Raw genomic sequence first — 12,233 nt, forward strand, 5'->3', positions numbered from 1 at the left:
TGGCGGCTTTGGCTACGGCCTGGGTGGGCCCGGTCAGGCCAGGGACTTCGTCCTGCCCTGGCTGCAGCTAATCCTCGGTGACACACTCGGTTTGGATCTACGCTCCATCACTCCCGAGGGAACTCTCGCACCGGTCATTCCGGCATACGAGTCGCTGATCCCGACGTACGAGCAGTCACTTCGCGACGCGGAGGATCTGGCTCGCCACGAGGCGCGGAACCTGACCGAACACCTCGCTGCCTGAGCCGCGGGCGCGTCCGCCTCTCTCGGCCGCAGCCTATATCCGCAACGGCTTGGGGATCGGATTCTTGAGCCAGTTCATCCTCGACGCCATCGGCGAAACCGGCTTGGCCACAGTGCGAATCGCCGACCGCGACCTGCAATGGCGGCTGTACGTCGCTGCGCTGGCAGCCCGGACTCCCAGCGCGGCGGCGACCGCGCTGCTGTCGCTGGTCGGCGACGTGACCGTGTCCTAGACGATCGCGGTGGGCCGCGACGCAGCGGACGTGGCCTTCTCCCGGAGCAGGGCCAGGGCCTGCAGCAGATAGGTGCGGAAGACCGCATGGTTCTCGCTCATCGGGAAGTGGCCGATCTCCTTCATCTCGATGAACTCGCCGCCCTTGATCTGCTTCGCGGTGCGGGCGCTGTCTTCCGGAGTGGTCAGGTAGTCGTAGTCGCCCGTCAGCATCACCACCGGACACCGGTCACCGTCGATCTCGCCGAGCTTGTCGCGCAGATCGTGGTCGACGGAGTAGAAGTACAAATCGCCCTTGAACGCTTCCGATCCCTGGCTGTAGTAGAACCAGGTCTTCCACCGATCACTCTCGGGGGACTGCGGAGCCATCAGGTCCCAGACGCCGCTGGCGCAGACCTGTGCGGCGTTGGCATGTGGATGCTGCCACCAGTCGAGGTAGAAACCCGGTGAGTAGTCCGCGCCCTCCACCGGAATGACGCCAGCAAAGCGGTCCGGGTGGCGTAGGGCCAGCTGCAAGGCGATGTTGCCGCCGAACGAGGAGCCCATGAAGATCGGGTCTTCCAGCTCCAAGGCGTCGACCAGCGCCACGATGAAGTTCGCGTAGTGATCGGCGGAGAGTTGGTATTCCTCTGTCCACCATTGGGTGTTCTCCGGCGGATCGGACTTGCCGTGCCGGGGCAGGTCGTAGGCGATGACGCGGTAGTTCTTGGTGATCTCGTCGTCCTCGAGGAGGCCGCGCCACTGATGGTTGTGACATCCCGCGGTGTGCTGGCAGACCAGCGGCTGGCCCTGTCCGTTCTCGAGATAGAACACCTTGTACAGAAGCCCGTCGACGTCGACACCGACGTAATGCCCGGTTACTGGAGAAATCTTGCTCATGGCTCGTCCTTTGAGTGGCGGTGTGAACTATTGGGCGATAACGGATTTAGACGGGGACGCCAACGGCGCGCAGGAGCTCGAACTGGCGGGTGAAGCACCGCAGGTTCTGCATCAGCACCAAGATGTCGCCCTCGAGTTTCAGGTCGCGCTGAAAACTTGCCGACCAGATGCCGTGATACATCGGGGCGGGTACGGGGACGCCGAAGTTTCGCCACGTATCGGCGCTGGCGCGCAGCGCGAACTGGTAGGCCACATCCAAGGGGCCGGGATCGACGGCGACATTGACGACCTTGCCGCGACTGACCTCGACGACGAACGTCCGGTCCGTCATGTCCAGCAGATACGAACACGTGAAGTACTTGCCGTGCGCCTGTATCTCGGGGTCTTCGTTGCTCGCGTTGGCGAACGCGTCGGCCCACTCGACGGCAGTCGTTGCCGACGTCGTGACAGTCATGATGATTCCTTATCGGGACGTGAAACCGAGGCAGGATTTCTGCCCGTTCATGCCGGGCCAGCCGGTTGGAACTCCGTGCCCATTCGGGCTGCCCTGCATGATGCCCATCACACCCGCCGGCAGTTGTGAGGTCCAATACCCATCGGCAACGGATCGATAGGCAAGAACTAATGGTGGTCATCGGGCTCCTGAACTACCGTTGATCTGTGCTCCCCTCGCTGGACCTGCGACTTCTGACGTATTTCGTCGCGGTCGCCGAGGAGCTGCATTTCGGCCACGCGGCCGCACGGCTACACATCGCGCAGCCGTCGCTGAGCATCCAGATCCGCAAGCTCGAGCACTCCCTGAACACGCCGCTGTTCGTCCGCACCAGCCGTCACGTCGAGCTCACACCGGTCGGTGAGCTGCTCCTCGATGGCAGTAAGCGTCTGCTGTCCGACGCCGAACGCCTCGCCTGGCAAATACAGGACGCCGGCCGCAGCGGACCCGACCGACGACTCGTGGTCGGCTTCCAGGCCAACGCCGCCGCCGAGTTGACGCCGCGAATCCTCAACGCGTTCCACGACCTCCACCCGCGGATCGACGTCGAAATGCGCTCCCACGACTTCACCGATCCCTACGTCGGCCTGGCCGACGGATCGGTCGACATCGCGTTCCTGCGCCCACCCGTGCTCGTTCATGACTGGCTCGGCATCGAAACACTCTTCATAGAGCCACGGGTCTTGGTGGTGTCGACTGCGTCTCCACTGGCGGACTTGACCGAGGTCAGTGTCGAGCAGTTGGTCGACGAACCCTTCGTGGCGCGCAAGTCTCCTGATGCGTGGCGCACCTTCTGGCTCGCCGCCGACAGCCGCCAGGGAACGCCCGTTCAACTCGGCGCCGAGGTATCCACTGTCGATGAATGTTTCGAAGCGATCCTGGCTGAGCGCGGCATGGCGTTCTCCCAAGCATCCACCCAGCGCTTCTACGATCGGCCGGGTCTGGCGTTCATCCCGGTCACCGACATCCCCCCGACGATGCTGTCGACCGCCTGGCGCACCGATGTGGACTCCCCCGCGGTACACGATTTCGTGGAAACGGCGAGGGCCGTAGCGTCATTGAGCCCGATTCCCGACGCGTGGATACCCAGCAGGTTCTCCAACGGATCAACGGCGTCGGCCAAACCTGGCGCATCACAGCCGCTTTCACCCTTGCGGCGGGTTCAGTAACGCCGGTACGAATTCCAGAGAACCGTTCGCCGACCGGCCACGCTCATCCGCGGCCAAAGTAGGGCATGGCGCGCGCCATGATGGTCATCGACGGCACCGACACGTCCAACGGCATCTCAACGAGGTGCGCTACGGACCGCGCCACATGCACCGCATCGAAAGTCGGTTCAGCAGTGGAACTTCCAGCAGCGGACGTCACCTCGGCACCGAAGCCGGCGATCATCGCGGTCGCGGCATTGCCGATGTCGATCTGGGTCACGCAAATGTCGACATCGCGCAGATCGAGCAGCATCGAAGCCGTCAGCCCGCTGATCGCGTGCTTGGTGACCGTATACGCCACACTGCGCGGCCGCGGACGGTGCGCAGACAGTGAGCCGTTGTTGATGATCCGGCCACCACGCGGCAGTTGAGCCGACATCACCCGCACCGCTTCGCGCGCGCAAAACACCGCACCGTCCACGTTGGTGCGCCACGTCTCGTGCCACTGGGTGTCCTCGAGCTGATCGACCGAGGCCGAGGGCCCGAACATGCCTGCGTTGTTGAACAGCACGTCCACACGTCCGAACGCCGACACCACGTCGGCGAACAACGCATGCACTGAACCCGCATCCGTGACGTCCGTCGGAATCACCCGCGCATTCGGATGGCCCTCCGCGGACTCCACCAGTGCCCCCGGCCGGCGCCCCGCCAACGCGACACGATGACCGGCCTGCAGCAAGACCCGCGCCGTAGCGCGGCCCAGTCCGCTACCCGCCCCGGTGATGACGATGACCTTCTGCACCAGACCAATTGTCCTTGGCCGGCGGGCCGCGCGAACGGCGGGGCGTGGAATCCACTGGTGTCCGTACGATCAGCCCATGTGCCTGGCTGCCGCGGCGAGGACGATATGACTCGATTCATCCACCTGGTGAGCCTGCTGGCGGTGATCGCCGTCCCGATGGTCGGTTGGTTCGTCGAAGACTGGTCCGGGGGCACCACCCTTGCGGTCTATTGGTTCGAGACCCTCGCGATGTGCCTCTTCATCTTGGCTCGGATGGTTCTACATCGACGCTGGACGCCGCGGCGGGGACACTTTCAGTACGTGGCACCGAGCGGAGACCGCCGCGGCTCGCAGACCTCGTCCTTCGTGATGGGTTTCGCCATCTCGAGTCTCGCCTTCTGCACGGCACACGGCGTGTTCCTCGGGACCATTCTGTTCCTGCTCGACCACAACGGCGAGCATGCCCTCGCTGACGTCAGTTGGCGCAGTGTGGGATTCGGGTGTCTGACCGTCTTCGTCTTCCTCGCCGTCGGCTTCCTCGCGGATCTGCTCAGCCTGCGCCGGTGGTCGTTCTGGCAGATCGAGCAGACCGCTCGTCGTGGGCTTGGTCGCGTCGTCGTCGTCCATCTCACGATCGTGTTCGGGCTGATCGGGGTGGCCGTGACCGGTGCGCCCGACGCGTTGTTCGGGGTTTTCGTCGTCCTCAAATCCCTCTTTTCGCTGGGCGCCGTTCTGCCTCAGTGGGAGCCGGCCACCGCACCCGGGTGGCTGAGCCGAGTGATGAATGGGATCCCCAACGTGCGCCAGGGACGACGCTTCGAAGACGTGTGGACCGAGGATCGGGCCGACGAGATCGAACGACGCGAACGAAACGAACGACCGTGGGTCGCTGCGCGACGGTGACCCGCCGAGATCGATGACTGCCTTATTGTGACCTTATTTTTGCCTTACTTTTCTTATAATTCCGTGTACGGTTGATTCCGAAGCCGAAGCCGTCGGCAGTGACGGAAGGACCGATATGCCACAACTACCCGCACGGGTCATCCTCGTAACCGGCGCATCGAGGGGCATCGGCGCGGAAGTCGCGCAACAGCTTGCCAGTGCCGACACCCACGTCATCGTGAACTACCGAGAGAAGTCCAAGCGCGCGGACGCCGTTGTCGAGGCCATTCGCAGCGCAGGCGGGAACGCCTCGACGCTGGGCGCCGACATTTCCGATGAAGCCGCTGCCGTCGCGATGATCGAATCCATCGCTGCCCGCTTTGGCCGACTCGACACTCTGATCCTCAACGCGTCTGGCGGCCTCGAACTGGGGGCTGACCCCGGTTACGCGATGCGTCTCAACCGCGATGCCCAGCGGCGCCTTGCACAGCTGGCCGTGCCGTTGATGCCAGCTGGCGGACGAATCGTCTTCGTCACCAGCCACCAGGCGCACTTCTTTCCGCACAAGGCGGTGCCGAAGGGATATTCGGCAGTTGCGGCGAGCAAGCGTGCGGGCGAAACCGCGCTCTACGCGATGCGTTCGGAGTTCGACCGCGCTGGTATTCACTTCACGGTGGCCTCCGGCGACATGATCGACGGAACCATCATCGTCAGGCTCCTGCAGCGCCGCGACCCCGACGCCGTCGAGGCGCGCCGCAGCCGCGCCGAGCTGCCGACGGTCAACGAGTTCGCCGCAGCGATCGTCAATGCGGCGACTACCCCCACCCCATCCAGCATCGTGTACGTGGGCGGGGCGGATTACCTCATGACCGCCTGATCTCGCCGATCAACGCGGCCCGCGCCACCCCCTGTGAGGGCGCTCTCCCGCGGCTGTGATGTCCATCCCGATGACGCGGGATGACTGGCGGCCAAGCGCCGTCAGTGTCACCATGGGAACGGTGTTTGCGAGAGACGACGTACCTGCGGGTGAGCTGTGGTGATCGGTGTCACAACGTTTGCTAGAAGAATTTGCTGGCATGTGCGCGCGCTCGGCTTCAACCCACTAATCCGTGCAAGCGATCGACTCGAAGCGCTGGTAGTCCTCGCTGTGCTCGTCACTGCCATCTTTGCCATCCCCGTCGGGGCGCACGCAGGAACCCAGGTTTACGACGCGGGTGTGCGCACCGCCGACGAACAGGCGCACAGTCGACACTCCGTCGAGGCCGTGGCGGTTGAAGGCAGCGCCAGTATGCCTGCGGACTTCGACAGTCCTAACTTCGTGCGCGCACAGTGGCACGAGGGAACACGGTTGCGCACCGAACAGGTCGTCACCCCCGCGACGGTCAAGACGGGTGAGTCACTGAAGCTTTGGCTGGATGACACCGGCAAGGTGGTCGCTGCACCGCTGACGACGGATGACGCCAAGCTGAGCGCGCTCGGCGTCGCGGGGACCATCTGGGTCGTCATCGTCGTCTTCAGCGCACTGGTGGCCCTCGTCATCCGTAGAGGACTGGACCGATCGCGCGACCGCGCCTGGGAGCGCGAGCTGCACCTGCTGGCCCACAACGATGACGGCTGGGCCAACCGACACACCTGACGGGCCCGCGCAGGGACTATTTCATCGACGTGCCGTGTTGCGCGCAATACTTGCTCGACGCGTGCTGCGGAAGGACCTGCGATGAAGAAGTCATGCCCATGAGCGCACGGCCATTGCACTTCAACGCCTTCATCTGGCCGAATGGCTATCACGAATCCGCCTGGCGTGTGGTCAACGATGACGTCGGCGACGTCCTCGGGCTCTCGTATTACGCGGACATCGCGCGGACCGCCGAACGCGGCTTGATGGACTCGATCTTCCTGGCCGACAACATCGCCATCGCCGAGTACCGCGCCACGTACCTGCCGCAGACGCAGTTCGACCCGATCTCGGTGCTGTCCGCGCTGGCCGCAGTCACCAGCCACATCGGGCTCATCGGGACGGGGTCGACGACCTACAGCAAGCCCTGGGAACTCGCTCGACGCTTCGCGACACTGGATCATCTCAGCGGCGGCCGCGCCGGCTGGAACATCGTCACCACCGTTACCCCACTGGCCGCGGCGAACTTCGGTGAGGCCGCCCACCCCGACCATGCCGACCGTTACGCGCGCGCTCGCGAATTCGTCGAGGTCGTCACCCGCGTGTGGGACAGCTGGGAAGACGATGCCGTCATCGGCGACCGCGAAGGCGGCGTCTGGGCGGACCGGAGCAAGCTGCATGCCCCGCGGTTTCACGGCCAGTACTACGACGTCGAAGGGGTCCAGCCGTTCCCCCGCTCGCCGCAGGGTCACCCGGTTCTCGTTCTGGCAGGACAGTCGGGGGCGGGCGTCGACCTGGCCGCGCGGTACGCCGAGATGGCCTTTTCCGGGCCACCCTCACTGGAGGCCGCTGCGGCCTTCCGGGCCGGGCTCCACGCCAAAGCCGCCGCCCTGGGACGTGACCCCGACCAGGTCCTGGTGCTGCCTGCGTTGATGGTGACGCTCGGCGGTACGGAGGCCGAAGCCCAGGCCAGGGCGAGGCAGCTGGAAGAACTGGCCAGTCCCGAATTCCGCTGGCAGAACGCCCTGTACACCGCCGGCCTCGATCCAGACGCCTTCGATCCCGACGCTCCGCTGCCTGCACACCTCTGGAGCGAGCAGTCGCCGTCGACTCGCGCAGATCAGCTGTACGCCGCCGCGCGGGCCCGACCGGAGGCCTCCTTGCGCGAGGTCGCGCAGCACGTGAGCGGCGGCGCTGGACAGACACACTTCATCGGGACACCCGAGCAGCTCGCCGACTACGTCATCGCCTGGCAGGACGCCGGCGCCATCGACGGATTCACCATCATGGGATCGACACTGCCGTACGAGCTGGCAGCATTCGTCGACCACGTCGTGCCAATCCTGCAGCGCCGTGGCCGTTACCGCACCGAGTACACCGGACACACGCTTCGCGATCACCTCGGCCTGCAGCGACCGGCCACGTGAGTCGTGGCCCTTTTGGCCAGTCAGCCTCGGATCTCGTTGAGGTAGTTGTAGATCGTGTAGCGGGTCACTTCCAGTTGTCCTGCAACATGATCGACGGAGTCCCTGATGAGGAAGAAACCCGCTTCGTCGAGCTCACGGACGACCGCCGCCTTGTGATGCTTCTTCATCTCGACCGTCTGCACGCCGACTTTGGCGATGGCGCGATCCACCAGGAACCGTTGCAAACTGTCGACGTCGGGCGGGAAGCTCTCCTCCCGCTGCGGCGCCTCGGGCGGAAGCGATTCGGGCAGTTCGCTGTTCACGCATAGGCAGCCGATCGCCACCCCATCGGCGTCCCGTAGGAAGAGGGTGGAGGAGCGGATCGGTCGCCCGTCAGGACCGTTGGTGCGGTAGTTGATCAGATCCTGGGTCGTGCCGCGACGAATCAGCCCGAGCAACAAATCCGTCATCGGTCCACCGACTGTGCGATTGGTGAGGTCGCCTGCGATGGCCGCGATCGAGTCGGGCATCTGGGACAGGTCGTGCAACAGCACCTCATTACCGGGTCCCAGCATGGCAGCCAGCCCGCGTACCGCCGGTACCAACGAAGCGAGCACTTCGTGCGTGAAGTTACCGGCTGCGCTCGGAGGCGGTGTGGGCTCCACCCGATGCGGCTTCGTCAGTGAGACGAGGACCGCTCTGATCCGGTCGGCGACGTCCAACGGTGTCGAGGCGTGCGGCGATAGCCGAATGTGTTCGGGCCGAACGGTTACCGCGATGCCCGCCGCGTTCAGCGCGGCACCGATCTGCTCGGGCGGATGCTCGGGCACCGTGAACGCCAGAATCCCAGCCCGCCGCTCGCGCGAGGACACGATCTGCGCACCCTGGGAGAGGAGCACGTCTTCGAGCGCCTCGACTCGCGCCGCGATGTGTTCGGCGATCGTGCCGACGCCGGCTTCCTCGACCAACTCGAGCGCTGCGGCGAATGCTCCGGAGGTCACGGGGCTCAAGTTCGATATCGACCAGGCTGCCGCCGTGCTGTCAGCGGGGTGGATCTCGTCGTCGAACAGCCCGGGATCGCGGGCACCGGTCCAGCCCGACAGCACCGGGTCCATCCGCTCCAGCGCCCGGTCCGACAGCATCGCGAATCCGGTCCCCCACCCGGCCCGCAACCATTTCTGACCGCCCACGACCAGGATGTCGGCCGCCTCCCACGGCGCCTCGATCACGCCGAAGCCCTGGATGCCGTCCACGACGAGCAGCCGGTCGCCGACGATCTCACGCAGTGCGGCAAGGTCGGCGCGGTAACCGGTGCGGTAGTCGACGGCGCTGACCGAGACCATCGAAATGTCGTCGGTGAGCGCTTCTGCGACCCGGTCCGCGGTGACGAATCCGCCAGGCAAGCGGCGCACCGACAGTCGTCCGGCCTGTTCGGCGCGAGCCCACGGGTAGGTGTTGGCAGGGAATTCCGCGGCCGATACCAACACGGTGCCGCCGGGGGCGTTGAAGGCCGCCTGCAACAACCCCATGCTGGTGTGCGGTTGCAGGACGATGTGGTCGATGTCGCTGCGGCACAACCTCGCCGCGGCCGCCTTGGCGCGCGTCTCTTCCCGCATCAGTTCGTCAACGGTTGACGGCCCGGCGTGTGTCGCCTTCTCCAACAGCCGCGCCGTGGTGTCCAGGACGGCATGCGACGGCGGCCCGAAGCGGGCGAAGTCGAGATAGCCTTCGGGTTCTGAGAATTGCAGCTTGTAGCGCGGTGAGATCGGTCTCACGCCAGCACCCTGGCCAGGAATTGGCGCGTGCGTTCGTGTTCCGGCGCCTTGAGGACCCGTTCGGGCGGACCGGTTTCCACTATCGCTCCGTCGGCCATGAAGACCACTTCGTCGGCGGCTTCGGCGGCGAACGCGATCTCGTGGGTGACCACCACCATCGTCATCCCCTCTTCGGCCAACGTGCTCATCACCGCGAGCACTTCGCCCACCAGCTCGGGGTCCAAGGCCGAGGTCGGCTCGTCGAACAACATCAGTTTGGGCTTCATCGCCAGCGAACGAGCGATCGCCACGCGTTGCTGCTGGCCGCCGGACAACTGCGCTGGGTAGGCGTCGCCGCGTTGAGCCAAGCCGACCCGATCGAGTAACTCGAGACCATCCCTGCGCGCGACGTCGGGAGCGGTGCCCAGCACTCGGATCGGGCCCTCGATGACGTTCTCCAAGGCGGTGCGGTGGCCGAACAGGTTGAAACGCTGGAACACCATGCCGATGTCGCGTCGCTGTTTGGCGACGTCGCGCTCCCGAAGTTCGTATAGTTTGCCATTGCGCAAGTCGAACCCGATCGGCTTGCCGTCCACCCACACCTCGCCGGCGTCGACGGTTTCAAGGTGGTTGAGGCACCGCAGGAATGTGCTCTTGCCCGCCCCCGAGGGACCGAGCAGGCACACCACCTGACCGCGGCGCACCTCCAGGTCGATGCCCCGCAGTACCTCGGTGTGCCCATAGCTCTTCCGAACGCCGACGGCCCGCAGCAGTGGCTCAGACACGGGCACCCCTCGTCAGCGGAATGGCACGAAGGGCCTTGGCGGCCTGCGCGGCGACGCTGCGCTCGGCGGCGCCGAACGTGCGCTCCAGGTAGTGCTGCCCGATGCCCGCGACCGTCACCACCACCATGTACCAAATCGCCGCGGCGAAAAGCGTTTCCATGACGAGCAGATTGTGGGACGAGATGTTGTTCGACGCGTGGAGCAGTTCCGTCACGCCGATCACCGACGCGATCGAGGTGCCCTTCAGCATGTCGATGAAGTCATTTCCGGTGGGCGGGATGATGACTCGCATCGCCTGCGGGAGCACCACCCGACGCAGGGTCAGACTCGGCGCCATGCCAATTGATTTCGCAGCTTCGGTCTGTCCACCGTCCACACTGTTGAGCCCGGCGCGCACGATTTCGGCCATGTAGGCGCTCTCGTTGAGCGCCAACCCGAGCAGTGCCGCGGTGAACGCGCTGACGAGGACGTTCGTTGGCTCGTTGAGTAGGTGTCCACCGAAGGGCAGCGGAATGGAGATCGTCGGGATGACCAGCGCCAGGTTGTACCAGATCAAGATCTGGAGGAGCACGGGCAGCCCGCGGAACAACCAGATGTAGGCCGAGGCGAACCACTTCGCCACGGGATTCGCGCTGCGTCGCATCAACGCGATGACGATCCCGATCACGATGGCGACCGACTGCGCGATGACGGCAAGCACCACCGTGTTGACCAAGCCGAGGAGCATCACGCGGTACACCACGAAGTCGGGTACCGACGCCCAGTCGATCTTCGCTTGCGCCAACGCGACGAAGAGTGCGGCGAGTAGAGCGATGATGACGACCGCGCTGACCCACCGGCCCCAGTGCCGGAGTCGGACGATCGGGTACTCAGGCGCCATTGATGGCGGGCTCCTTCAGTGCGCCTTGCTCGACACCCCAGCTCTGCAGGATCTTGGAGTAGGTGCCGTCGGCCATCAGTTCGGCCAGCGCCTTGTTCACTGCGTCCCGCAACGCGACGTCGGTCTTGGCGAAACCGATGCCGTACGGGCCGCCTTCGATCGGCGGGCCAGGAACGACCTCGAATGTGTTGCCGTCGCCGGCGGTCCGAGAGATGTACACGGCGCTCGGCAGATCGTTGAGGATCGCAGCGACCCGCCCCGTGCGCAGCTGATTCTGGTTCTGAGTATCGCTGTCGGTGGCGGTCACCGTGATGGCGGGCTTGCCGGCCTGCACGCATTTGTCGCTCTGGGCGGCGGCGAACGTCTGATGGCTGGTCCCCTGCACTACGGCAATGTTCTTGCCGCACAGCGTGTCCGCGCCAGTGATGCCCTGCGGGTTGCCCTTCTGCACCATGATGGTGATGCCGGAGGAGAAGTAGTCGACGAAGTCGATCTGCTGCTGACGCTCCTTGGTGTCGTTCATCGCGGCCATCGTCATGTCAATGCGGCCGGACTGCAGGCTGGTGATCAGTGCACCGAACGCCATGTCCTGGTAGGCCATCTCCACGCCGAGCTTCCTGCCGATGGCCTTGGCGAGATCGACCTCGTAACCGATCGGAGTCTTGCCGTCAGCGGCGTAGAAGTTGTTGGGCGCCGATTGGACGTTGGAACCGACGTTCACGGTCTTGGACTGCGCCACCGCGGCCGGCAGACCGCTGGTGAGTGCTGCGTCCGATCCAATGGCGGCGATGAGCGCGCTGTTGTCGGGGATCGCCGACTGTCCGCCACTGGCGGCTGGTTGGCCTGCACTGTCGCCCCCGATCCCACTTCCGCAGGCGGTGATACCGGCGGCAAGGATCCCGACGAACAGCACGGCGAGCCGGGAACGGTAAAGCGACGGTGATCGCATCATGACCTCCAAGGTGATGCGCGTGACGCTACAACAATATGTTGAATTCATCTCTACAAAGTGTTGAAGCGTCTGGGCTGTTGCTTGATCAACGCCGCATCCGGCAACGTCAACGCGGCGAAGTCATTCGGGGGTCATTGACGGCAAGGCACTGCCGCTTGGAGGCTTTGCTCCGCTCGGGGCAGC

General features: G+C 65.0%; 13 protein-coding genes and 1 pseudogene. 7 read left to right on the top strand and 7 right to left on the bottom strand.

Translation table 11 applies throughout. From position 1 onward, the window contains the following. Positions 1-244: pseudogene (locus tag ACRDUX_RS17090) on the top strand (FMN-dependent NADH-azoreductase); the annotation flags it as partial. After that, positions 237-476 carry a LysR substrate-binding domain-containing protein gene (locus tag ACRDUX_RS17095; protein WP_526415219.1) on the top strand — a complete coding sequence of 80 codons (240 nt, stop codon included), beginning with the start codon at positions 237-239 and terminating at the stop codon, positions 474-476. The pseudogene ACRDUX_RS17090 and the gene ACRDUX_RS17095, both read left to right, overlap by 8 nt. Here ACRDUX_RS17095 and ACRDUX_RS17100 read toward each other — a convergent pair. Continuing rightward, on the bottom strand, positions 473-1,354 hold the full coding sequence (locus tag ACRDUX_RS17100; protein ID WP_526415208.1) for an alpha/beta fold hydrolase: 882 nt from the start codon (positions 1,352-1,354) through the stop codon (positions 473-475). The two genes, ACRDUX_RS17095 and ACRDUX_RS17100, sit on opposite strands and share 4 nt — an antisense overlap. Before the next feature lie 46 nt (positions 1,355-1,400). Next, positions 1,401-1,808 (bottom strand): hypothetical protein, encoded by a 408-nt coding sequence (locus ACRDUX_RS17105; RefSeq protein WP_526415209.1) that lies wholly within the window; start codon positions 1,806-1,808, stop codon positions 1,401-1,403. Between the two features lie 206 nt (positions 1,809-2,014). Here ACRDUX_RS17105 and ACRDUX_RS17110 point away from each other — a divergent pair, with 206 nt between their 5' ends. Then, on the top strand, positions 2,015-3,016 hold the full coding sequence (locus tag ACRDUX_RS17110) for a LysR family transcriptional regulator (protein WP_526415210.1): 1,002 nt from the start codon (positions 2,015-2,017) through the stop codon (positions 3,014-3,016). A 43-nt stretch (positions 3,017-3,059) separates the two neighbouring features. Here ACRDUX_RS17110 and ACRDUX_RS17115 read toward each other — a convergent pair whose 3' ends face one another. Then, positions 3,060-3,806: an SDR family oxidoreductase gene (locus ACRDUX_RS17115; protein ID WP_526415220.1), complete on the bottom strand. Its 747-nt coding sequence runs from the start codon at positions 3,804-3,806 to the stop codon at positions 3,060-3,062. A gap of 96 nt (positions 3,807-3,902) precedes the next feature. On the opposite strand from ACRDUX_RS17115, the gene ACRDUX_RS17120 reads away from it, so the two are divergent. The 4 genes from ACRDUX_RS17120 to ACRDUX_RS17135 all read left to right on the top strand — a co-directional run bounded on the left by ACRDUX_RS17120 (position 3,903) and on the right by ACRDUX_RS17135 (position 7,700). Continuing rightward, positions 3,903-4,679: a DUF6498-containing protein gene (locus tag ACRDUX_RS17120; protein WP_526415211.1), complete on the top strand. Its 777-nt coding sequence runs from the start codon at positions 3,903-3,905 to the stop codon at positions 4,677-4,679. Between the two features lie 115 nt (positions 4,680-4,794). Further along, entirely contained in the window at positions 4,795-5,535 is a 741-nt protein-coding gene (locus ACRDUX_RS17125; protein WP_526415212.1) for an SDR family oxidoreductase, read from the top strand. Between the two features lie 201 nt (positions 5,536-5,736). Further along, entirely contained in the window at positions 5,737-6,294 is a 558-nt protein-coding gene (locus tag ACRDUX_RS17130; RefSeq protein ID WP_526415213.1) for an Rv1733c family protein, read from the top strand. A gap of 98 nt (positions 6,295-6,392) precedes the next feature. Further along, positions 6,393-7,700, top strand: coding sequence for an LLM class flavin-dependent oxidoreductase (locus ACRDUX_RS17135; protein WP_526415214.1), 1,308 nt, complete (start codon positions 6,393-6,395; stop codon positions 7,698-7,700). 20 nt (positions 7,701-7,720) lie between these two features. Here ACRDUX_RS17135 and ACRDUX_RS17140 read toward each other — a convergent pair whose 3' ends face one another. Genes ACRDUX_RS17140 through ACRDUX_RS17155 form a run of 4 tightly spaced genes read right to left on the bottom strand, consistent with a single transcriptional unit; the run spans position 7,721 to position 12,050 of the window. Continuing rightward, the gene (locus ACRDUX_RS17140) at positions 7,721-9,454 is read right to left on the bottom strand and encodes an aminotransferase class V-fold PLP-dependent enzyme (protein ID WP_526415215.1); all 1,734 of its coding nucleotides are present in this window, start codon (positions 9,452-9,454) and stop codon (positions 7,721-7,723) included. Continuing rightward, positions 9,451-10,218: an amino acid ABC transporter ATP-binding protein gene (locus ACRDUX_RS17145; protein WP_526415216.1), complete on the bottom strand. Its 768-nt coding sequence runs from the start codon at positions 10,216-10,218 to the stop codon at positions 9,451-9,453. The genes ACRDUX_RS17140 and ACRDUX_RS17145 overlap by 4 nt, the downstream gene beginning before the upstream one ends. Continuing rightward, positions 10,211-11,098 (bottom strand): amino acid ABC transporter permease, encoded by an 888-nt coding sequence (locus ACRDUX_RS17150; protein ID WP_526415217.1) that lies wholly within the window; start codon positions 11,096-11,098, stop codon positions 10,211-10,213. Before ACRDUX_RS17150 ends, ACRDUX_RS17145 begins: the two co-directional genes overlap by 8 nt. Then, the gene (locus tag ACRDUX_RS17155) at positions 11,088-12,050 is read right to left on the bottom strand and encodes an ABC transporter substrate-binding protein (protein WP_526415218.1); all 963 of its coding nucleotides are present in this window, start codon (positions 12,048-12,050) and stop codon (positions 11,088-11,090) included. The genes ACRDUX_RS17150 and ACRDUX_RS17155 overlap by 11 nt, the downstream gene beginning before the upstream one ends. Positions 12,051-12,233 lie beyond the last annotated feature (183 nt).

The sequence above is a fragment of the Mycobacterium sp. genome, from assembly GCF_050701675.1.
Lineage (GTDB): Bacteria > Actinomycetota > Actinomycetes > Mycobacteriales > Mycobacteriaceae > Mycobacterium.